The organism is Chitinophaga sp. 01L420 (assembly GCF_056399985.1).
Window position 1 is genome coordinate 95,685 of the sequence record NZ_JBFTSK010000023.1, and the last position, 21,572, is coordinate 117,256.

Below are 21,572 nucleotides of genomic sequence, written 5' to 3' on the forward strand. Positions count from 1 at the left end.
CTGCTCCTATAAATATAAAAAAAACGGGGGGCTTACAAAAGGAACTTATTCAGCACCGATACAACATGGAAAATATCTTCTTCCGTATGAATAAAAGAACAGGGAAGGCTTAAAGTATCCTGATGAATTTTTGCAGAAATGGGATAATCATATCCGGTTAAATGGCCTTTTAATGCCAGTTGATCTTGTGGGGCTACCGGGTAATGGATTTCTGTGATAATATCATTGTCTGATAAATACTGTTTTAATTTATCTCTTTCCGGATGCAGGATATTGTAAATATGATACACGTTGTAAAAAGCCGCATCCTCCCTGGGCTTTATGAAGGCATTATTTAAATGAGCTGTATAAATAGCGGCCAGCTTTCTTTTATGCTCATTAATTTCGTTAAGATGGGGAAGTTTCACTCTTAAAAAAGCTGCCTGCAGTTCATCCATTCTCGAATTATATCCGATCAGACTATTATAATATTTTTTTCCTGAACCGTAATTTCTCAATTGCCGGAGCCTCAGATAATCATTTTCTGATTTACAGAGGATGGCGCCCGCATCACCGAGCGCACCCAGATTTTTTGTGGGATAGAAGCTAAATGCGGCGAAGTCACCGAATGTTCCTGCCAGCTTATTCTTATATCTTGCACCGTGCGCCTGGGCACAATCTTCTATTACTTTAAGCTGATGATCACGGGCAATTGCCATGACAGGGCCCATTTCACAACATTGCCCGTATAGATGGACCACCATGATGGCCACCGTTTTTCTGGTAAGCGAATGCAGGATAGCCTGAGGATCTATATTATAGGTGCTGCTATCTGGTTCCACCAAAACCGGTACTAAACCACAATGTATGATCGAAAGAATTGTTGCGATATAGGTATTAGAAGGCACGATCACTTCGTCCCCGCTTTTAAAACCACAGCACTTCAGTGAAAGAATAAGTGCATCAAGGCCGTTAGCTACCCCTACTGCATATTTCTCCTGATGATAGTCTGCAAACTCCTGTTCAAATAAAGCCACCTCTTCTCCCAGAATATACCAGCCTTTATCGAGAAAAAGCGCAAATTTCTTTTTCAATTCTTCTTCAAAAGGTTGATTGAGTTTTTTCAGATTTTCATAAAGTATCATACGGCTCATATATATAATCGGTAGGATCAAATACGGTAGATGCAAGTACTAACAGAATCGCATCGGATGAGAAATTATGTATGACATGCCAATCCTCAGGCATTAACAATAAACATTTTTCAGGGCTGTCCAGATCAAACAGCTCTGTTATTTTATTGTTGTTGGTAGTTATTTTGCAGGAGCCTTTGATGCAGATGGCTGCCTGGTAGGTTTTATGGTGCCGGTGTCCTCCCCGATCTGAATTATCCACCGAATAGATATAAAACAATCTTTTGATTTCAAATGGGATGACATTATCCAACACAGTTAGAATACCTCTACTGTCTTTAAACGTTTTTATCTTAATCAGATTAGCCATTCGTTAACTGTTCGTCAATCATATCAAGAACCTTAGGACTATTCACCATGTCGAATTTTCTCGCAAAAAGCATATCGGATTTCATCATATTCCCGGCATCGCTTTCGTCTAATATTTTGGGTCGTGCCCCGCCAGCCGACCAATCTATATAGCGGTAATTATTATTAACGACTTTATCTTTATACGCTGAATTCAGTAGAATCGTCTGAAAAACAAACTCGTCACTTCCCCAGCAAAAAGAAAAAAACTGCAGTAGTGTAGGGTCATTACTGACTTTATTAACTACATATAAGGCAGCTTCCGGACTTAACATCCAATACATTGATTTACCATATGGATGCAGTCCGTAAGGCAACCGTCTTTTCGGGAGTATTTTATTGATCAGATATTCCAGTCTGTGTTTTCCGATGAAGTTGTATTCGCTGAGATAGTATTTCTCCATTCTGATAAGCCCCTCTTTCCAGTCTTTTTCTATATCACGATAGCTCAAAAATTCTTTCCCGATATTGTGAGTAAAGAAATCATTGATAAAGGTAGTTGATTTGATCGGATAATCTTGCCCACTTAAAAAGTTGATAAAATCATATTGAACTCCGCTGGCGACAATTTCTTTAATGCACTCAAAAGTTGCCAGTACAGTGCTGAATCCAGCCCATTGAACCTTCCTCCTGTTTTCGATGAAATAAACATTGGATAATGTTTTCAGGAATAAATACGGCTTGATGTCAAATTTCTTATCCACGCAAATATAAAAGTCGAAATTTTCGTGGGACAATCTTTTGATCATCCTTTCTGTTTGTCCGGGATCAGTGTATGTTAAGATGAGATGGGCAGTACGCATTTTTCTTACAGGGTTAAATAGTAAACTGATTACTTCGATTAACTAACATCTGTAAAATCCAACATACGATTGAATGGATGCTGAAAGGTAATGGGTAGCAGCTAATCTTAAACGAAAAGGAAAGAAATTAAAACTAGCATTTTCAACTGCTATTTAATTGCAACACGCCAGATCGTATTTGATGCATCATCTGCGACCAGCAGTGCCCCATCTTTAGCAACAGCCACACCAACCGGGCGACCATGTACCTTACTTTTGGGTTCATCGGCAATGAAACCTGTCAGAAAATCCTCCGCCTTCCCTGCGGGACGACCATCACGGAAAGGCACAAAGATCACCTTATAACCTGATAGATAAGTACGGTTCCAGGAGCCATGCTGACCTATAAACGCCCCATTTCTGTACTTTTCAGGAAATACGCTGCTCCTGTAAAAAACCAGGCCAAGAGAAGCTGTATGGGCCATTAACGCGAAATCAGGAACCACCGCCGTTTTCACCAGTTCTTTTGCCTGCCCCCTGAAGCCTGGATCTTCATGCTGACCAAAATAAGCGTACGGCCAACCATAAAAAGCGCCTTCTTTTACACTGGTAAAATAGTCCGGCACCAGGTCATCACCCAGCTGATCACGTTCATTTACTACCGTCCAGAGTGTATGCGTACCCGGAGCCCAGTCCATCCCCACCGGATTGCGTAATCCACTGGCATACACCTTTACATTTGTACCATCCGGATTTACCTCCAGAATATTGGCCCGGCCTTTCTCATTAGCCATACCGTGTTCAGCAGCATTAGTCCCGGAACCAACGGAAACATACAGCTTAGTCCCTTCTTCATTCCTGATCACATTCCTGGTCCAATGATTATTATAACCACCTGCAGGCAAAGGCAGGATTTTCTTTCCTTCAGATGTACAGCTTGTCATTCCTGCCTTATAAGGGTATAGCATCAGTCCATCTGTGTTGGCTACATAAAAGGCATCATTCAACACCAGCATGCCTAACGGCTGATTAAGTCTTTTCAGGAAGGTGTATCGTTCATCAGGATGTCCATCGTTGTTGGTATCGCGGAACATCGTAATCCGGTTAGCAGTGATGTTGTTATTTTCTGATTTAGCTTTACCGCTCACCGCATTGATCACTTCCTGCGTAAATCTTTTGATAGCATGCGCCTCGGCAACAAAAACATCGCCATTGGGCGCCACATAAATCCACCTGGGGTTCTCCAGGCCGTCTGCAAACTTGGTCACCTCAAAACCCTCCGGTGCAATAGGTTTGCTATCGTTTGGCCAGCCGATTACATTACTGAAATTAGTTACCGATTTGGTGGCACCTGGTGCAGGAAGCGTACCCGGAGGAGTATTGTTTTCCATGGCCACAGAATCCTCCGCCGGATGAGAAGATGTTGTTTGGGCGCCATGACACCCACCCGAAATAACCGTTACCAAGGCAAGTCTTGCGAACAGAAAGGACCTTTCCATAAATTATCAATTATACAGGGCAAATAATTACCATAGCACTAATGCTACTCAGTCATAAGAACAATTCCTACATTAAATAATTCCCCTCTGAATTTAAACCAATTATCCATCAATACCAAGTATCATCCGCTATTTCAACAAAGCCCGGGATCAATTTCCCCCACGCCATGACCAATTAAAATAACCTTTCTCCGATTTGGCGTTTGCCTTCATTTAAGTGCATAAAAAAAGGTCTCAGCAAATGCTGAAACCCTGGTGTGGTGACTCCGTCTGGATTCAAACCAGAAACCTTTTGATTCGTAGTCAAATGCTCTATTCAGTTGAGCTACGGAGCCATTTCCCTGTTTGGGAGTGCAAATATGAAGTAACTTTTTATTTAAACCAAAAAAAATTTACGCCCTACCATCCCCTACGTATATACGCAACATCAATTTTACTGTGGCATCGGGGTTGCGGCGTAAACCCGTCAAGCATCATTTGGATCCCACGGAGGTGAGTTTAATGGTATTATTAACAAGACGCTCCAATAAACTGGTATTCCTGGTAATCACAATCGCCTGTGCCCTTAGTCCCGTCTTGTAAATTACAGGCTTGTTGTTGTTAGTTACAAGTCCCCTGTCTAATCTCAGCGTAGCCGTAAAACCGCTATCAGATACTACTTTTGAGACATAATTGATGGTTCCCTGTACAAAGCCCATTTCCTGGTATGGATAAGCTTCGAACCTCAGCTGCACCTGCAGCCCTGTATCTACTTTTCCCAGATTAGCCTGAGGCAGGTTCAACTCTGCAAAGTAGTGGCTGTCGCCCGGATCAATATATCCTATTGCTTTCCCTTGCAGGAAATACTGATTTTCCTGCAAAGGAACGTTCAATACAACTTCTCCTTCAACAGGTGCTATGATGACATATTTTCTTTTCCACTCGTCCACAGCAAACTTCAAAGCATGCAGCGATTGCTGGAACAAGGTTTCCTGTTGTGCAAGATCATGCTCCAACTGAGATATATCATTTAATCTGTCTCTTTTTTGAGTGGTGTTGGCAAGCAATGAAGCTTCCAGTTGTGGGATTGTCATTTTCTTACTGAAAAACTTGCTTTTCTCATTCCTGAACTCTTCTTTAGCGATCACTTTTCCTTCAAGCAATTCCCGGCTCATGTTATAACTTTCCTCAGCAAGTTTCAAATCCTGTTCTGTCAGTTGCAATTGCTGTTGAATTGTTCCCCTGGTCATATCCAGCGTGACAAGATCTTCTTTTAACCTTCCGGCTTTTCTGGTATAAAAGCCATTCACTATATAATCATCGAACTGCTGCATAGCAATGATGAACTCCTTGTAAGAAGGCTGAAGTTCTCCCAGGTTATCATAGTGCCCCGAAAAACAGCGAACTACCTTTTTATATTGCCCCTTATTGAGCAACGCAATACTACTATCCACCTGCGATGACAACAACAAAATATCCTTAGGATTAGCATTGCTTTCGATGAATCCAAGCACCTCATTTTGGGCTACCTTTTTCCAGTTACTGGTCGTCAGCTTTATCAACCGTCCTTCCTGTTTAACAATTATTTCCTTAGGCGTGTTTGTAGCAGTTAATATCGCATGGGCTTCAATAATATCCGGATATTTTATAAACCAGGCAAGAGAGAATAAAATAACCAGGATGATCAAAAATACATATAAGGCGCCCCTTTCCAGGAACCCCTGTTTCTGGCTGATAACCTCCTGCGCCATTTCAGAACGCTGGTATACCATTTCAGTTTCGGGGAGAAATGATACTTCCTGATGGTTGTTCACGATTTCGTTTGCCATAGTTAATCTTTTAATTACATCCCAAATTCCAATTGATTCTTGACCAGTTCATAATATTTACCTTTCTTTTCGCTTAAAGAAGCATGGGTCCCCTCTTCTACTATCCTGCCATTATCCAGCACTACAATTTTATGCGCATTTTTAACAGTGCTCAGGCGATGCGCTACTACAATCACTGTCCTTTTGTAGAAAAAATGCTGTAAATTTTCGACGATACACTTTTCATTGCTGGCATCCAGCGCGTTGGTAGCTTCGTCAAAGAAGAGGTATTGAGGGTTTTTATATACTGCGCGTGCAATCTGCAAACGCTGGCGCTGCCCCTGGCTGATACCGATTCCCTCTGCCCCCAGAATTGTATTGAACCCATTGGGAAGTGTTTCTATAAACGAAAGGATATTTGCAGTCTTACAACTGGTTATTAATTTTTGGTGATCAACATACTCATCGCCCACAGCGATATTACCTGCAATGGTGTCATTAAAAATATAGCCATCCTGTAAAACTGCACCACATTGCTTCCGCCAGAAGGAAGGACTGATATATTTGAAATTATTTTCCCCAACCTTTATTTCTCCCTGATATTGCTCATATATCTTCAACAGCAACTTGATCAGTGTTGTTTTGCCACTACCGCTGGCACCCACAACTGCGGTCACTTTGCCTTCCGGAATTGTCAGATTTATTTCCTTCAGCACCGGGTCGCTTCCAGCAGAGGGATAGGTAAAAGATAAATTACTGATGGTTATATCATGATTTTCCGGCAGGCCCGAGATAAACGTTTTAGTAACCGGTTCTTCATCTTCCATGTTATGTACTTCATTAAGTCTTTCCATACTTATTTTGGYATCCTGAATGCTCTGAGATAGTCCGATAAATTGCAGCACGGGCCCACTTAACTGGCCTATGATATACTGAATAGCGATCATGGCACCGAAGGTCAGCTGCCCCTGTACCACCAACTGGGCCACCATAAAGCTTATTATTATATCCTTCCCCTGATTGATAAATAGTGCACCGGTAGATTGCCATTGTCCGTAGTTAAGATTTCTGAAATTAAGCTTAAAAATTCTCGCCTGTATATCTTCCCATTCCCATCTTTTACGTTGTTCCGCATTATTCAATCTTATTTCCTGCATTCCCTGAACGAGCTGCAGCGTAGCATTATTCTCTTTGGCAGAAATATGAAAAGACTCATAGTTTATTTTTCTGCGAATTCTCATAAACAAACGGATCCAAAAAAAATACAAGATGTTACCTACAGAAAAAATCAGGAAAAGAGGTAGGCTGTAAAGCATGAGGATAACTGCGTAGATAAAAAAATTAACAATGGAAAAAATGGTTCCCAGGGCCTGTCCTGTTAAAAAAGACTGAATTTGCTTATTGTCGCCGATACGCTGAATTGTATCACCGGTGTGGTGAGCATCAAAATAAGCTAATGGTAGCCGGGTTAACTTTATCCAGAAATCGGAGAGAATAGAAATATTAACGGTATTGGAGATTCTTAACTGTAACCTGCTTCTGATAAATTCCACTACCGTACTGCTGAAAGTCAGCGTAAGTTGCGCGATAAGCACTATAGTGATATACTGCATATTACGGGCGCTTATCCCCGTATCTACCATGCTTTGCGTGAGGAAAGGAAGGATTAATTGCAATAATGACCCAACAAGCAGAGATATAAATACCTGTACAATTGACCCCTTACTATGCCGCAGGTAACGGGTTATCATACTCCAGTCCAGCTTACTTTCCTTTTCACCGGATTCTTCATAAAATGAAGCAGATGGCTCCAATAACAAAACGGTACCGGCATTTTCTGTCGCATTCTTTTTATTAGACACCCAATGGGATATAAATTCTTTAGATGAATAAATAATAATGCCCTTTGCCGGATCTGCAATTTTCACTCTTTTTTTATTCATCGACACCAACACTACGAAATGGTTCTGGTCCCAATGCAGTATAGAAGGCTGTGCAGTGGTAAGCAGTTTGTCGTGAGTAATTTGAACCCCTCTTGTTCTAAATCCCATTTTCTCTGCTGTTTCACTAATTCCCAACAAAGAAACACCCTGCCTGCTAAAGCCTGTCTTTTGGCGAATCGTGTCGACATTGTAATGCCGGCCATAATGTCTCGCTACCATTCTCAAACACGTAGGCCCACAGTCCATCGCATTTAGCTGTTTATAAAAGAGGAAACTCATTCTTCTGTTGAATTATAGATAAAAAATTACAGCAAACACGCTTTTAGCACATCTTTGTCATTAACGGCCATCCAGATCATGTTTAAGGGGTTTAGATCGGTCAGCAACCTTTTCTTTTGTTGTCGTATAAACCTGATCCTTCTAGCATATTCGTTATTCTGGATCATTTCTATGAGTAAACTGGCCGCCTCCATAGGCTCTTTCACATTCACCCTCACAAATGCCCTTTCATCTATGAATCGCTCCAGATCTTTACATCCATCATAGAAGCACAACGTCTCGGCCACTAAAGGGTCCACAATTTTCTCGGTGAAATATCCATTTTCAAAAGAGTTTTCGCTAATGAAATGATACTTATAATCCAAAAGTCCATCATACTTCTGTACTATCTCCCCTCTGTATTTTGCCAGTCTATCAAAGAAATGACTGCCATATCGCCTTCCCCATATATCCAGGCCGTCATCAATGAGTTGGTCAAGGATATCTACCATCCTGAGTCTGTAAAAATGGCCTTCCATAAAATTCAGATCGCTGGTTATACATGAAAGCAGTTTTGTTTTCCTGACAGGAGTTCCATCTCCCCCATTCTTAACAGCACCCGGTATCTTCGCAGGCCAGAAAGGCAGCGGAAGATACATGGCTTCTGTTCGTACATATGGGTTATCCTGCCTGTTTGATGAAGCCGGTGGCTCCGTCAGGAATATGATTGCTTTGCTATTTTCATATGCTGGATGGTCCTTATAAGGCCTGGTCAGAATAATCAGTTTGTCATAGCTTTCGTCCGCAACAAATTCTATATTCTTCCACTGTAGCCTTCCCCTTCCATACAATTTTATGGTATCCAGGTACTTTTCATCGCTCTCCCAAAAGCAGGTAACCCGAACTTTTATTTTCATATATCGAATTCAGTTTTGTGCCTATGAATTACATCGGGACGTCATGCTGATCAAATACCTTTCCTACAAATTCGTCACGCAGGCGCGAACCAGGAAAATCAATCCCATCTCCAAAAAGATTATAGCTGTCATGTATCATTGCAAACTTGCTGACCTGAGGGTAAATCACCCTGGCCAAAAAAAGCTGATCAGTACCCTTCGTGTTTTTATGAGGAAACAGGTCTATCAACGCTCTCATGCCAGCCATATTTCTGCATCCCCACATTCCCCCCATAATTAGCGCATGGTGTTGGGGATGATCCCTCATGATGTGAAAATTATGATCAGTATCCAACCAGCGGTTAACCGCTTCTACTTCCCGTTCAGACAGTCTTGAATCGGTATCGCGGCAAATCATCACATCCGCATCGTCTGCTGCATAAAACCGCCAGAACAAACCGGCAAAGGTTTCAACAGGATCCACCAGGATCATTTCACAATCAGCATCGCTGATAGTCCTGATCAACTCAGGTGGAGAAGAACGATCAACATAAAAACGGCAGGTCCATCCGGGGTAAAGCACTTTTGCCAGATCAATATTTCTTATTGCACCCACCCAATACATGGGTTTGTTGCCCCATAAAGAGAATGAAATAATCTTTTTCATACCAGTTTCTTTAACTAAAAGAAAATACTTATTTGCCCAGATAACGATGATATATCTCTTTATACTTTCCCAATCGCTCAGATGTATCCCTGAAATATTCATTAATCAACCCTCTTTCATTATTATTTCTTATGGTGACATCTGAGTATCCAAAATCTATCTGAACGGAAACAAACGGATACATTACCATCTTATGACTTGTTATCTCAGAAAGCATACTGTCTGCGGTATCAGTACTTTGAAATACCGTCCCCAGTATTTTTGAGAATATTGGCTTATAGAGAACCAGAAATTGATTGCACCAATAGGAGTCCACCCAATACCTGTTCTCACTAAGAGGTACTGCATGATTAAATCCCCCGATTCCGCCACTCAGCAATTCCGCTCCCTGCAGGCTGGCCTCCAGTATATTCCTGAATAAGAAATCCCAGTTGTAAAAGGATGTGAAAGTATGATCATCCTCACATAAGAGAACCACGTCATCTTCCTCCTGTACGGCCCGTTCGATCACACCGCGTATACTATTCCAAAGGCCCACATTGCCGCATTCCCCCTTACAGGCTTCGATAATACGTAGGTCAAACTCGTTTCTTCCCGAAAACTGTTCCTGAATATGCCGATACCTTTCTGTCCTTTCCTTCAGATTGATAACATAAGCCGGCAGTACAACATCGTTAAACTCCATACTTTACAGGATCTTTTCGCGATGAATAATAAGTTTTTACACGCCGCAGCAATTCAAGCTGATCAGCGGGATCTGCGTAGAAAATATTTTCTTCCGACAAGGCACATGGTCTGGCTACTTTTGCTGTTACCCCCGAAATAAAAGGATACATCAGGAATTTATTGGCTGTGGCTGAAGACAACAAGTACTCAGGCTCTAACCCTATTCCTTCATTATCTATCCCCACCAGCGTATCGTAAAATTTCCTGAATAAAATTATAAACTGAATACCGCTGAATTTATCCAACCAAAAAATATGATGATCTATTTGTATAGCTGACTCAAACCAGTTAACGGCGCCCAATAGCACATCTGCTCCTTTCTTTTCTGCCTCAGCAATACACATCCTTAGATAATCTGCTGTATAGTTATTGGAAAAACGGTGATCAGTACTACATAAAATCATCAGGTCATTATTTTCCTTCTTTGCCTTTAAGGTCAGCATGCGCAATACCGGCCAGCTAAGATGGCATACGTCCGGGTAGCTATTATTTAATAGAAACTCGTTCTTTCTATCAAATTGCGTATTCACCTCAATTTCATCTCCGCTCAAAAGAGTGGAAGAAGAAATCAATGTTACACGCCACCTTTTATCCATTAAATGTTTATCAGGGTATTTAGCTGCTGACTCCATAGCGTTTCAATTTTTATTTTTCGTGTCACATTATGTCTGCGCATCTTATCTGAAATACCTTTCAGGTCTGCCGACCGGATCTGCTCTTCCAGTTCGGAAAATGATTTGAAATAAGTTATATGTGGCATCCATTCACTGTCGTACCAGTCACTATAGTTTATCCACTGCTCCATAACGCTCATATTCCCATAATCATTGGGATCGTTTTGACCTGCATACAATACTGACCCTCCGTTGACACCATGCACCTGTAGCCAGGAAAGTTCTGAAAGCACCCCCTCACCGGAAAAGTTGCTATACAGCTCCATACAGAATTCTTTCGATGGAAAAAACAAGGGTATAGCCGCCTGGTAATACTCAAATACCGACATCACCGAAACATTATAAGGGATCACGATAATCCCCGCATATTTAATCAGATCAGACCAGCTAAAGCGGCCTAGGGATTTTTTAAAAACGAGATTAACACTCTTCAAGCGTGCAGGGAAAACTTTACTGTCAACCAAAAAACGATCAGTGACCGGATTCCATTTCTCGCCAAAGTAGTAACAGAGGCTGGGTATATGCCCCCAGGAGAGTCCTGTAAACAACTCACAATATTGTTGATCATATTTATTATTGGCAACCCTGCAAATAAGCTTACGCTCACTTAACTCCCGCAGACTGCTGTTCAGCCACTCCCAATTCCGCTTACTCAAAGAAAACGGAGCTTCATATCTCGTGGAAGCCACCACTATCACAGGCTTGTTAAACCTTAGATACAGCAATGCAAAGGCAGGTGTATGTGTTACAATAAATCCGTCATATTCGGAGAGCAGCTCCCTGTAACGCTGATAAAATCGCTCGCACATATGCTCATTCAGATGCCTCCATGTATATTGATTTACAACTTCCACGTCCCTGGTCTTTTCACCATGCACCCATGCATGAGAAGATATAGACCAATGACTAACGTTATGACCAATTCTTTCAAAGATATCCGTCAGGTCTTTTATTACCGATGCATGTAAATCCAGGTTAAAAAATCTCATATAAAATCTTATCCTCCATTATATGTTTAAAACAAGGACACGTAATTCCCACAGGGACCTGACAAACGCGGCACAGTCTTCCGGATCATATTCTTCACCTATATTGATGGCTATTTCCCGCACACAGCTACAGCCATTGCATTGAAAAATTATTTTCATCTCATCATCACCAACTACGGCCAATACTTTATTGGTGTTGACATTTCGTAGCCAATAAAACAGACCAGAAGATTCCTCTCTTTTATCAACGTAAATTGACCGGGATACTACTGGTTTAAGTTGCAGGAATAACACTTCATCATCTATATATCCCCCCAACAAATCCTTTTCAGCAAGCAGTTGCCGAATTAAAGTAAAAACAGTATCCCTGCAATAATTTTCCAGTCTTCTTCTGTTATCTGCAGAAATGTTCAGGAGATATTTCATTTCAGCGGTATCCATTATTTCAAGTGCATAAATGATTTCCTGGACAAGGCAAGCCGTCGAAATTCTGTCACCTGGATTTCCTCCCGGTCTACCAAGAAAATGAGACGAAATAAATGAAGGCAGATTATCTTCTGTAATCAACCCGCCAAAGCCATAGTTACCAGCTGCAATCACAGGTATACCAGATAACAATGCCTTTACAGCAGTTCTTCCGGAAGCAATCCATAACCGGCATTCGGATAAATGCGGCAAATAGTTGTCGGTATGCCTGACGAAAGCAATATGCTCATTCGCAACAGATTTAAGTTTAGCTATTGCAGCCTCCGGAACAACAAAACAAAATCTGAGATGCAACAGGCAATTAAATGCCTTTAGCACCGATAAAGTAATTTTGAGATGAGGATCATCCGTAACATTCTCCAGGACATAAAATATCTTTTGGGCCTGCTGCGTCTCCGGTTTAATATTCATCCCATCACATTCTTCTGAAAAAGGATAGCCTGTGATCATTTCCGTAGGAACTCCCCAATCAGTTAATCTAATGTTATTGCCCAAAACAATGAAATGCATTGGATAATTAAGATCAATATTACATGTCAGTAAATCCACATCATAAATCAAACAAACACATGTACCACGGCGACTGCTGTCCCGATAAACCAATAAATATCCATCCTGACAAACGACGTTGCAACTAAGTTGCTGGATGTCGGCAGTCAGCCGGAGGATCCCGGTATTCGTTACTCCGCTGTTCATAACGTTAGTTAATTATCTGTTGCTGCTCATACCGGTCTCTGATAACCGACAATCTCTGCTCAGCCTCCTGGTTACCTCTCGAAACAAAGGGGTAGAGTATCATTTTACTACTGCACATCGACAATATGTTATCTCCGGCATCAATAATAATATCATCTTCAACTTCTAAGATTTTCAAACAAGCCGATCTGAACATAATCATAAAATGAGGCGTTTTAACGGTGCCCACCCAGCACCTGTTTTGGGAAACCGGTACTACCAGTCCAACATCCTGTGCGCCACCGAAAAGTATCTCAGCACGTTGCTCAAATGCCTCCATGATATTCCGGATCAGGTAATGAGTGGAAAAAGAAGGAGCAAACTGATGAAATTCATTGCAAACAATTACTACGTCTTCATCATTTGCGATTGCCTTTGCCGCTACTTCCTTTAACAGCGTGACAGATAGCAGATCGTTCCCCTGTTGTCTGTTATCAGTATACAGCATAACGGGAATTAGTTCCGGCTTGTTAGCAAAATTTGTTTTGATATATTCTTCCATACTGCTGCTATCTGTTCCAATAATGTAGGTGCTGATGCAGACCGTGGCTATAACATCCTCCGATACCGGTTGCTTTTCTATCCTTGAGTAGAATGCAGCAACAGCGCTTAGATTGGAGATATTTGCCTCGCTTTTCTTAAACAATTCGTCTACCTTTCCCCAGCCATTATTTTTAAAAGTAACATCCGAATAGCCAAACTCTTTTTGATTAGAAATAAATGGGTAGATAAAATATTTATTCGTGGTCACAGCGCATATTCTGAAATCGGCTACATCTGTTTCTGAAAAGTGGGCATTTAGTATTTTGGAATAAGCCTTTTTAAAGATAACGGTAAACTGCAGGCCGGAAAATTTGTCTGTCCAGTAAATATTTGGACTTACCCGTACTGCGCTGTTAAGCCAGCTAACTCCGCCACTTAGCACATCTGCGCCATTCTGTATTGCCTCCGCGATAATTTCGGGAAACAACTCCCCATCATAGTGACTTGTGAACCGGTGGTCATCTTCGCAAACGATAATATACTCCTCCTCTGCAGTATATTCTTTGATGATATATTGTAAAGTTTGCCAAAGTCCCTTTGCCCCGCGGGTATCAGTAATAGCATTTACTATTATCGTTTCAAATTCTGTACGTCCTTCAAATTCTTTGATAATATRCTCCCTGCGGTCTGTCCGGTGTTTTAAATTGACGATGATGGTTTTAACAGGTTTAAAGTTGGTCATAAAACAGGGATATATTATTAATGGGACTGTACCTTGCTATTTCGTAAGATGTTCTCTATTTCTGTTATAGAAATGTCTTTCGCGACAATATTCCTGGTACTATCCAGTAAGATATTACTCGGGATTGCCGTAATCAGGTAGTTTTTCTCCGCCCAATCTTCATGGGGTGTTACCAGGTTTGTCCACTGCATTTGTTCCTGTTGCAATGCTGATTTCCAGTCGCTGATATTCCTGTCGATCGAAATACTGACAACCGTTAATCCATCCGTTTTGCGATTTGTGTATAGCTGTTTCAATGCGGGGATTTGTTTTCTGCAAGGGCCACACCAACTTGCCCAGAAATCTATCAGCAACCATTTACCTGGAAAGGAAGACAGCGAATAAGCGCGACCCAGAGAGTCCGATAGGGTAAAATCCCGGAAAGCATGACCAATAGACACATCAGGTTTCAGATCAATAATTGCTATCAGCTTTTTATAAGAAGGACCCGACTTTAGGTTACTAAACAAAGGACTGAGCGTTTTCAGTTCATCTGTTGCAAATATGGAAACATTTTGCAGGATAGTATGCAGCGCGGCATAGCTGCCGGCATTCTCCTTTACAGCTCTCCGAATGTTTTCGTTGTGTGCATTTTCCAGCATTTTTAATGTAAGCTGCCAGCTATCTACTGAATCCATGGGTATCGGTTGATTGTGTACCTCTGCCCTGTAAAACAGGTTCCTGAGTTCAATATAGCGTGCCGGATAGCCTGTTGCGGCATCTATTTTTTTCCGTATTTCGTTTTCCAAAGCTCCGGTAAGCCGGATATTTGCACGTTGCCTGATATCTCCGCTGAGTGTAATTCTCCTGTTTTCCAAATAGAAAGAATTGCATAAGGGCTCATTCTTCCCCGCAAGATTCGTGAAAAACAGGTTGATACTGCAGGGTTCGTCAATACTGCCGGTTAGTTCAAAGCTTTCGTTTTCTATTAACGAAGAGTCTATCCAGCTCATACCACTGTCTGTGCGTGTCTGAATATAAATTTTCGAGCCTTTCAATCCGGTAATCCGGCCTGACACATTGTACTGATTTACATGCGCCCCGGGGCCACAGGACGAACAGATAAACAAGTACAGGAAGCATAGCAATTGCGGGTATCTCATTTCGAAGCTTGTATATTTACAATTCATATTTTAAGGGGGAAGGACCTTGAAATATCAAGGCCCCTCCCATAAATTGATGTGAAGGACTAGAGATTACAAACGCTCCAACTGCTTGGATTAGTCTGATACTGTCCGTTAACACAGGAGCAACGTATTGTACCACCTTCGTGGAAATCCTTGCAGGATCCGTCAACTTCTATTCCCAAATCCGGCACATAAAGTCTGCAGGTTCCTGTTTTACAATGTCCATCGTTGAAAGTACTTCCATCTCCACCCAGGACATTCTTTAACTGATCTCTGGTAAGCACTTCAGTGGCACCCAGTTCCAATACTTTTAATTTTAATTTTTTCATTTAATACCTTTTTTGTTTGAAAAATGGATACGCTTTGCTTTTCAAATGATAGCCTGAAAAGCCGGGCTTTCCCCAGGCGGTTGCATTGTACACTGTAACCGGCATGAGCAATAACAGGGTCTGTAACCGCTTTATCGCAGCAACAGCAGGCGTCCCTGGATCTTCCCACAGTTGCCTACACTGCAAGAAAATATCTTAAATCAGCTACCGTATAGATATCCGGCATCTGATAGCCATTGATAAAAAAGGTGGGCGTAAAACCAATACCTGCTCCTTCGCACCATTGTGACATGGCATCAATCTTCCCGTCCTGATATTTAAGTGCTCCATTCATTGGATACTTTGCCGCAAACCGCCCGTAATCCTTCTCCTTTGCGAGGTACCAATCATCCAATGCCTGCTTTATAATAAGGTCGTTATCCTTATGCTGATCTGCTATGGCCAGCAGATGCTTTGCAGGAGCAGCAGCCCTATCTTCTTCGCTATTGCTGGCAGTAAAAATTATTTGTACCTGGATATCTGGATTATTTTCAAGCAGCGCTTCCATTGGTGCATGTGCCTTAGCACAGGGCCCACAGTACGGGCTGCACACCTTAATAATTTTATGAATTGCAGCAGGATTACCAAGCGTGATACCCATGCCTGGTTCGGGAACGGAAACTCTTTTTTGTTTGGCAAGCAATGCCTCAAATATTTGAGGAYTATGCTTTATCTGCTGCAGGCGAATCATATTTTCACGGCCTTCCTTAGCCTTTTTAAAGACAGGCAACAGCACTGCCGACAGCGTAATTGGCAGCAGATAGGCTGTTATGATTGACGGCAGCCACGCTGCATCAACAGCAGCAGAAGCCAGCAGGTTTATTCGCCCTGTGATCAAAAGCGTTGCAAACTGCAACACCAGTATTGCCTGCACAAAAAGACAAAGAACACACCACTGACGGGCTACACGCATTTGGTAATAGATGGAGAAAATAGTGTATGGAAGCGCCAGCAAACTAAGTAAGCTCAGCGTAAATAATACCAGCGGACTGTTAAACCCGGCAAACTGCATCAGCAACAGGCTCCCCGTAAAATAGGTAAAGCCGATAGCGCTCCAACTGACGCCAACTACCTTTGCTGCACCGGATTGAAGAATAGCACCACAGTTCGTTTTTTCACCGGCACTACATATTTGCTGCAACGCAGGATTGTGTTGGTCAATTTCGTACCAAAGCAATAGCAAACCAACCACAGCGCCGGAAAGACATAATAAGGCATACAACAGCGAAGGAAGTATAGCAGTTCCATATTGTTTCCAACCTGTAATAGCGGTCAACAATAATAGCATGGGAAAAATCATTATCCCCAACAGTGTCAGCGTTCTTTTCTTTTTTTCTTTTCCTGATTTTATATTGAAGTCCTTCTCCCCTGCATGATCTCCGACTTCTGCCAAAAGGGCTACTCCTTTATGCCGCTTCAAAAAATCATCTTTACTGCTGTATGTCCATTTAAGGCTTATCGGATCATAATAATGTATCCGCTCTTCTTCAATTCCCTTCACGATTGAAAAATAGTCGAATGGCTTGTTCAGCCCTCTCAGTTGAGTGATAAACGGTGTAGGTAAAGCAAACAACTTATCACCTTCAAACCGGGCGGTCAGATTATCAACACCGAACTGGTTCAGCACATCACTGATGCTTAACAAACTGTTATAATTCGGATGTGTTTCAAGCTCCCGGGTAAGCGTTCCAAGGGTTACCGGGACTTCTAATTCATCGAGCAATAGCTTTGTGATCTGCGGACCATTACTTTTAGATTCAAACAGTTCCCTGAAAAATGAGGTCATCTTAAATGCATTTTTTTCCTTAAAAAGTGACTATATAACAATAGGCAGGGGCGCCACTACAAAACATGCTGTTCCCATCTTCCGCTGGAAAAATACAACCATGAAAATACCGTTGTCAGTAACAGAAATGATTGTTATCTGAATTAAATATTTTTCTCATCAACTTACATGTGCTAATCAGTCAGTACCCAGCTCAATGCAATGAACTGTTATCCTGTACAACATCAATAGTGGTATTCATAACGCTAAGAAAAAAGGGTTGTTACCTGGGTTTATTAATAGTATTTTGATAAAAGCTGCATCAATACTAATTCACGGGGTGTCTGGGTGACAATATTGTCTTAAACAAGTTGTGCTAACAATATATTGGTGCAGCTCTTGTGTAAAAATAGATCATGGATTGGCAGAATGCTACCAATAAGTTTGCACATTTCGATGTTTTCTTGCTTCTCACGGGCATACGTGCGAAGCCAACAGGATACAAGAAAAGAATAACGGCATGGTCTATACGAATACATACCGGAAAGTCAGTTTTAAGCGGGAATCGGGAGCTTCTTCACACAAACCTGGCGGCTTGCTTTATTTCACTTCGGGATGGACAAAAAAAGGACAAGGAGAAAAAATCTGCCTTGTCCTTTTGTGACCCCGTCAGGATTCAAACCTGAAACCTTCTGATCCGTAGTCAGATGCTCTATTCAATTGAGCTACGGAGCCAATAAAATATCATTGTATTCCAAAGTTATACGTTTTTTCGAAAATGCCAAATACTTACTAAAAAAAACGCTGCAATCTTCTGATTTACACTTACTTTTACAACAATTGATTAATTATTACAAGAAGTGAAAATTCAACTCTGGAGCATAGGAAAGGAACATGATCCCTACATCAGGGATGGCATTGCGGTTTTTCAAAAAAGACTGCAGCATTACGTGGATTTTGAGGTAAAACTGATTCCTACTGTGAAACAGGCCGCCAGTTTATCTGTACCTGAACTGAAAAAGCAGGAGGCCAAAATCATCATGGATATGTTGCAGCCCACCGACTTTTTGCTGGCGCTGGATGAAAAAGGAAAGATGATGACCACGGTGCAATTCGCCGATTTTTTACAGCAGCGCAACAATGCGGGCACGAGGCAGCTGATTATATTGATAGGTGGTGCTTTTGGCATTGATGCCACCTTGCTGCAAAGGGCGCAGTTACAAATGTCTTTGTCTCCCCTTACCTTTCCCCATCAGCTGGTACGGCTTATTTTCACGGAACAATTGTATCGTGCCTATACCGTTTTAAACAGGGAGAAATATCACCATCAATAACTACATTTATTATTCAAATAACAACCCGCTTATATGACATTCTCTATTAGCCTAGTTATCATCATTATTACCTGCCTTATTTCCTACACGGCCCTACAGAACTACGATCAGTTGAATAAACTAAGTCTGCAACCATATATGGTAAAGCGGTACAAACAGTATTACCGCTTTGTCACTTCTGGCTTCGTGCATGCCGATTTTCAGCACCTGCTGTTCAACATGCTGACCCTATGGTTTTTTGGCAGATTTATAGAAGATGTTTTTACGAGTTTATTTCATAACAAACTCGTGTATGTATTGTATTATATCCTGGGAATTGTAGTCGCCAATATACCTTCTTATATCAAGAATCGCAACAATTCGGATTACTCTTCGCTGGGGGCTTCCGGGGCTATTTCTGCGATCGTATTTACTGCGATTATTGTTAATCCGTGGGCTTCTATTTATTTATTCTTCGCGCTTAAAATGCCTGCAGTTGTTTATGGTATTTTATTTCTGGGTATATCCGCTTATATGTCCCGGAAAGGAGGAGGAAATATCAACCACGATGCGCATCTGTGGGGCGCCTTGTTCGGTGTTGTATTCCCACTGTTGTTTCATCCTGAATTAGGTACTGATTTTATTTATATGCTGATGCATCGTTCCCAGTTTGTAAGATAATATGTTGATGGATTTAGTTACGGAAGAAGTAACTAAATCCATCTTCCTTATTTAACAAATTCTACGCTCAATACTTCTTTTGTTTTAGGGGTTATTTTCACCCGGTCGTCTACCCTCATTCCTACTACCCACACAATACGTTTGTTAGATTCCAGCACCCATACATTTTCTTTCTGTGGCAATGATAGTTTCTGATCTATCAGGAACCTGCTTACCTTTTTCTTCTTGGGCATGCCCAGCGGATAAAAATAATCGCCCTGTTTCCATTTTCTCAGGATCAGCGGATAGCTTACCTGGGCGGCATCCAGCCAGGCTGTTTCTGCAGCGGTAGGAATAGCATTCGTGCCTCTCTCCTGCTTGCGCAGATGTAATTGTCCTCCGCTGAAATGGATATGTGCCTGTTCCGGTTCAATCACTACCAATGGCGCATCAACGGTGGCCAGCGGCGTAATGAGTAGCCATTGGCGATTGCGGATAATGCGATGGGTAGCGGTTTCTACGTATCTGCCGGATTCGCTGTCCAACAAAGACAGCACCTGTTCTGTTTGCGCAGAAGAACAGCCAAATACACGAAAAAGTTCCCAGGCAATGGTTTGTAATGGTATACTTTTCTGCAGCTTCAATACCGGCACCTTCCAGGTATTATCTTCCTGGAAAAGCAGCCGTTTACGATGCTTATCCAATGCTTCCTGGTAAAGGATTTCGGCTTCTTTCATCCGCTCAATGGTGGCGGCCATATTTTTCACCGCACCAGGAAAAGCTTCCTGCAACCGTGGGATGACCTGATGACGGTAATAGTTACGTGTATACTTATCCGTTATATTGGAACTGTCTTCCACGTAGGCGATATTATGCATGGCCGCATAAGCTATCAGGGTATCTTTCTCTGTAAATAACAAAGGTCGGATCAGATGTTCCTGCCTGGGAAGGATCCCGTGCAAACCGGCGATACCTGTACCTTTCGTAAAGTTCATCAGGGCAGTTTCGACGCTGTCCTGCATATGATGTGCGGTGGCGATAAAAGCATAACCTTCTGCCGTACGCACCTGTTCCAGCCAGGCATAGCGCAGTTCCCTTGCGGCCACCTGAATGGCTACACGATTTTCGGCCACGTATGCGTTGGTATCAAACCGTATAGTGTGCAGTGGCAATTCCAGGCTGGCTGCCATCTGTTTTACAAATGCTTCGTCCCGCTCAGACTCTGCTCCACGGAGCTGAAAATTACAATGAGCAATCCCTGCCTGGTAGCCGGCTTGCTTAAACAACCAGGCCATCACAATGGAATCTACTCCTCCACTAACGGCAAGGAGTACCTTCTGCGCAGGATCGAATAATTGCTGCCGGGAAATGTATGCGGAAAAATTAGTTACTAAATGTTGAGGCATCCGTTGTTTGTTGGATTTAAAATATCAATAGGCCAGTTCTTCGTAGGCGGACTGTAATTCGTTATAAGCATGCCTTTCGTTGCCGGCTTTGGCCATGGCCATTCCTGTTTCGTACACCTTCATGGCAGCGGTATTGTCGCCTGCACGTTCCAGCAACTTACCCAGATGATAATAGGAGCCTACGTAGCCAGGCTCATATGCCAGCAGTTCTTCAAACTGCTGCCGCGCCGCCGCGTCGTCGTTGATCTTAATATATTCCAGTCCCAGTGCGTGTTTCAGAAAGCTGTCGTTGGGTGTTGCCAACAGTAACTGCTTTATTTGTGCGATTCTGTCCATGCCGTTTGTTATTATTTAATTATACAATATGTCAATTGTTATGCTGATTAAAATCATCTTCTCTCCCTGCGGTTGGCGTACATTATTTAGATATATTTGCTATTACCGCATTTTTAAATAAAACAGTTTAAGGCCATGAAGATTTTAGTATGTATCAGCAAAACTCCGGACACGACTGCAAAAATAGCTTTCACGGACAATAACACGAAATTCAATGAGGCTGGTGTACAGTTTATTATTAATCCGTACGACGAATGGTATGCATTAGTGAGGGCGCTGGAGCTGAAAGAAACCATAGGGGCAGATGTGCATCTTATTACGGTAGGAGCTGCAGATTGTGATCCTGTTATCCGCAAAGCCCTGGCACTGGG

Annotated in this window: 21 protein-coding genes and 2 tRNA genes; 3 read left to right on the top strand and 20 right to left on the bottom strand. The window is 42.0% G+C overall.

Annotated elements, in window-relative coordinates:
* Window positions 1–32: 32 nt before the first annotated feature.
* The 18 genes from AC1DP6_RS21270 to AC1DP6_RS21355 all read right to left on the bottom strand — a co-directional run bounded on the left by AC1DP6_RS21270 (window position 33) and on the right by AC1DP6_RS21355 (window position 18,221).
* Window positions 33–1,124 carry a DegT/DnrJ/EryC1/StrS family aminotransferase gene (locus AC1DP6_RS21270; protein WP_477056607.1) on the bottom strand — a complete coding sequence of 364 codons (1,092 nt, stop codon included), beginning with the start codon at window positions 1,122–1,124 and terminating at the stop codon, window positions 33–35.
* Complete coding sequence (locus AC1DP6_RS21275) at window positions 1,111–1,482, bottom strand: sugar 3,4-ketoisomerase (RefSeq protein WP_477056608.1); 372 nt, start codon at window positions 1,480–1,482, stop codon at window positions 1,111–1,113. The genes AC1DP6_RS21270 and AC1DP6_RS21275 overlap by 14 nt, the downstream gene beginning before the upstream one ends.
* A complete protein-coding gene (locus tag AC1DP6_RS21280) occupies window positions 1,475–2,323 on the bottom strand; it encodes a beta-1,6-N-acetylglucosaminyltransferase (protein WP_477056609.1) in 849 nt (282 codons plus the stop codon). The genes AC1DP6_RS21275 and AC1DP6_RS21280 overlap by 8 nt, the downstream gene beginning before the upstream one ends.
* 149 nt (window positions 2,324–2,472) lie before the next feature.
* Window positions 2,473–3,801 carry a PQQ-dependent sugar dehydrogenase gene (locus tag AC1DP6_RS21285; RefSeq protein ID WP_477056610.1) on the bottom strand — a complete coding sequence of 443 codons (1,329 nt, stop codon included), beginning with the start codon at window positions 3,799–3,801 and terminating at the stop codon, window positions 2,473–2,475.
* Between the two features lie 258 nt (window positions 3,802–4,059).
* Window positions 4,060–4,136: transfer RNA gene (locus AC1DP6_RS21290), tRNA-Arg, on the bottom strand.
* A 138-nt stretch (window positions 4,137–4,274) separates the two neighbouring features.
* The gene (locus tag AC1DP6_RS21295; protein ID WP_477056611.1) at window positions 4,275–5,609 is read right to left on the bottom strand and encodes an HlyD family secretion protein; all 1,335 of its coding nucleotides are present in this window, start codon (window positions 5,607–5,609) and stop codon (window positions 4,275–4,277) included.
* 14 nt (window positions 5,610–5,623) lie between these two features.
* The gene (locus AC1DP6_RS21300; protein WP_477056612.1) at window positions 5,624–7,810 is read right to left on the bottom strand and encodes a peptidase domain-containing ABC transporter; all 2,187 of its coding nucleotides are present in this window, start codon (window positions 7,808–7,810) and stop codon (window positions 5,624–5,626) included.
* Window positions 7,811–7,836: 26 nt separating this feature from the next.
* The gene (locus AC1DP6_RS21305; RefSeq protein WP_477056613.1) at window positions 7,837–8,706 is read right to left on the bottom strand and encodes a glycosyltransferase family 10 domain-containing protein; all 870 of its coding nucleotides are present in this window, start codon (window positions 8,704–8,706) and stop codon (window positions 7,837–7,839) included.
* A 28-nt stretch (window positions 8,707–8,734) separates the two neighbouring features.
* Window positions 8,735–9,352 (bottom strand): hypothetical protein, encoded by a 618-nt coding sequence (locus tag AC1DP6_RS21310; RefSeq protein ID WP_477056614.1) that lies wholly within the window; start codon window positions 9,350–9,352, stop codon window positions 8,735–8,737.
* Between the two features lie 28 nt (window positions 9,353–9,380).
* Entirely contained in the window at window positions 9,381–10,037 is a 657-nt protein-coding gene (locus AC1DP6_RS21315; protein WP_477056615.1) for a glycosyltransferase family 25 protein, read from the bottom strand.
* Window positions 10,027–10,710: a hypothetical protein gene (locus AC1DP6_RS21320; RefSeq protein ID WP_477056616.1), complete on the bottom strand. Its 684-nt coding sequence runs from the start codon at window positions 10,708–10,710 to the stop codon at window positions 10,027–10,029. The genes AC1DP6_RS21315 and AC1DP6_RS21320 overlap by 11 nt, the downstream gene beginning before the upstream one ends.
* Window positions 10,674–11,741, bottom strand: coding sequence for a hypothetical protein (locus tag AC1DP6_RS21325; RefSeq protein ID WP_477056617.1), 1,068 nt, complete (start codon window positions 11,739–11,741; stop codon window positions 10,674–10,676). Before AC1DP6_RS21325 ends, AC1DP6_RS21320 begins: the two co-directional genes overlap by 37 nt.
* A gap of 18 nt (window positions 11,742–11,759) precedes the next feature.
* The gene (locus tag AC1DP6_RS21330) at window positions 11,760–12,923 is read right to left on the bottom strand and encodes a hypothetical protein (RefSeq protein ID WP_477056618.1); all 1,164 of its coding nucleotides are present in this window, start codon (window positions 12,921–12,923) and stop codon (window positions 11,760–11,762) included.
* Window positions 12,924–12,927: 4 nt separating this feature from the next.
* A complete protein-coding gene (locus AC1DP6_RS21335; RefSeq protein WP_477056619.1) occupies window positions 12,928–14,187 on the bottom strand; it encodes a hypothetical protein in 1,260 nt (419 codons plus the stop codon).
* Window positions 14,188–14,204: 17 nt separating this feature from the next.
* The gene (locus AC1DP6_RS21340) at window positions 14,205–15,245 is read right to left on the bottom strand and encodes a redoxin domain-containing protein (protein ID WP_477056620.1); all 1,041 of its coding nucleotides are present in this window, start codon (window positions 15,243–15,245) and stop codon (window positions 14,205–14,207) included.
* 170 nt (window positions 15,246–15,415) lie between these two features.
* The gene (locus tag AC1DP6_RS21345; RefSeq protein ID WP_477056621.1) at window positions 15,416–15,682 is read right to left on the bottom strand and encodes a hypothetical protein; all 267 of its coding nucleotides are present in this window, start codon (window positions 15,680–15,682) and stop codon (window positions 15,416–15,418) included.
* A gap of 175 nt (window positions 15,683–15,857) precedes the next feature.
* Window positions 15,858–17,507, bottom strand: coding sequence for a vitamin K epoxide reductase family protein (locus tag AC1DP6_RS21350; RefSeq protein ID WP_477056622.1), 1,650 nt, complete (start codon window positions 17,505–17,507; stop codon window positions 15,858–15,860).
* 640 nt (window positions 17,508–18,147) lie between these two features.
* A tRNA-Arg gene (locus AC1DP6_RS21355) sits at window positions 18,148–18,221 on the bottom strand.
* Window positions 18,222–18,346: 125 nt separating this feature from the next.
* Between AC1DP6_RS21355 and AC1DP6_RS21360 the strand changes: the two genes are divergently transcribed.
* Window positions 18,347–18,820, top strand: a complete 474-nt coding sequence (locus tag AC1DP6_RS21360) for a 23S rRNA (pseudouridine(1915)-N(3))-methyltransferase RlmH (RefSeq protein ID WP_441578420.1) — start codon at window positions 18,347–18,349, stop codon at window positions 18,818–18,820.
* Window positions 18,821–18,853: 33 nt separating this feature from the next.
* The gene (locus AC1DP6_RS21365) at window positions 18,854–19,480 is read left to right on the top strand and encodes a rhomboid family intramembrane serine protease (protein WP_477027590.1); all 627 of its coding nucleotides are present in this window, start codon (window positions 18,854–18,856) and stop codon (window positions 19,478–19,480) included.
* 47 nt (window positions 19,481–19,527) lie between these two features.
* Here AC1DP6_RS21365 and tilS read toward each other — a convergent pair whose 3' ends face one another.
* Window positions 19,528–20,865, bottom strand: coding sequence for a tRNA lysidine(34) synthetase TilS (tilS, locus tag AC1DP6_RS21370; RefSeq protein ID WP_477056623.1), 1,338 nt, complete (start codon window positions 20,863–20,865; stop codon window positions 19,528–19,530).
* Window positions 20,866–20,889: 24 nt separating this feature from the next.
* Window positions 20,890–21,201 carry a tetratricopeptide repeat protein gene (locus AC1DP6_RS21375; RefSeq protein WP_133809813.1) on the bottom strand — a complete coding sequence of 104 codons (312 nt, stop codon included), beginning with the start codon at window positions 21,199–21,201 and terminating at the stop codon, window positions 20,890–20,892.
* 135 nt (window positions 21,202–21,336) lie between these two features.
* Here AC1DP6_RS21375 and AC1DP6_RS21380 point away from each other — a divergent pair.
* The coding region (locus AC1DP6_RS21380; RefSeq protein WP_477056624.1) for an electron transfer flavoprotein subunit beta/FixA family protein at window positions 21,337–21,572 on the top strand (236 nt) is incomplete at its 3' end.

What these genes read in the sequence shown, in the direction of transcription:
- AC1DP6_RS21270 (WP_477056607.1), bottom strand. Translation starts at nt 1,124, where the DNA reads ATGATACTTTATGAAAATCTGAAAAAACTCAATCAACCTTTTGAAGAA.
- AC1DP6_RS21275 (WP_477056608.1), bottom strand. Translation starts at nt 1,482, where the DNA reads ATGGCTAATCTGATTAAGATAAAAACGTTTAAAGACAGTAGAGGTATT.
- AC1DP6_RS21280 (WP_477056609.1), bottom strand. Translation starts at nt 2,323, where the DNA reads ATGCGTACTGCCCATCTCATCTTAACATACACTGATCCCGGACAAACA.
- AC1DP6_RS21285 (WP_477056610.1), bottom strand. Translation starts at nt 3,801, where the DNA reads ATGGAAAGGTCCTTTCTGTTCGCAAGACTTGCCTTGGTAACGGTTATT.
- AC1DP6_RS21295 (WP_477056611.1), bottom strand. Translation starts at nt 5,609, where the DNA reads ATGGCAAACGAAATCGTGAACAACCATCAGGAAGTATCATTTCTCCCC.
- AC1DP6_RS21305 (WP_477056613.1), bottom strand. Translation starts at nt 8,706, where the DNA reads ATGAAAATAAAAGTTCGGGTTACCTGCTTTTGGGAGAGCGATGAAAAG.
- AC1DP6_RS21310 (WP_477056614.1), bottom strand. Translation starts at nt 9,352, where the DNA reads ATGAAAAAGATTATTTCATTCTCTTTATGGGGCAACAAACCCATGTAT.
- AC1DP6_RS21315 (WP_477056615.1), bottom strand. Translation starts at nt 10,037, where the DNA reads ATGGAGTTTAACGATGTTGTACTGCCGGCTTATGTTATCAATCTGAAG.
- AC1DP6_RS21320 (WP_477056616.1), bottom strand. Translation starts at nt 10,710, where the DNA reads ATGGAGTCAGCAGCTAAATACCCTGATAAACATTTAATGGATAAAAGG.
- AC1DP6_RS21325 (WP_477056617.1), bottom strand. Translation starts at nt 11,741, where the DNA reads ATGAGATTTTTTAACCTGGATTTACATGCATCGGTAATAAAAGACCTG.
- AC1DP6_RS21330 (WP_477056618.1), bottom strand. Translation starts at nt 12,923, where the DNA reads ATGAACAGCGGAGTAACGAATACCGGGATCCTCCGGCTGACTGCCGAC.
- AC1DP6_RS21345 (WP_477056621.1), bottom strand. Translation starts at nt 15,682, where the DNA reads ATGAAAAAATTAAAATTAAAAGTATTGGAACTGGGTGCCACTGAAGTG.
- AC1DP6_RS21365 (WP_477027590.1), top strand. Translation starts at nt 18,854, where the DNA reads ATGACATTCTCTATTAGCCTAGTTATCATCATTATTACCTGCCTTATT.
- tilS (WP_477056623.1), bottom strand. Translation starts at nt 20,865, where the DNA reads ATGCCTCAACATTTAGTAACTAATTTTTCCGCATACATTTCCCGGCAG.
- AC1DP6_RS21375 (WP_133809813.1), bottom strand. Translation starts at nt 21,201, where the DNA reads ATGGACAGAATCGCACAAATAAAGCAGTTACTGTTGGCAACACCCAAC.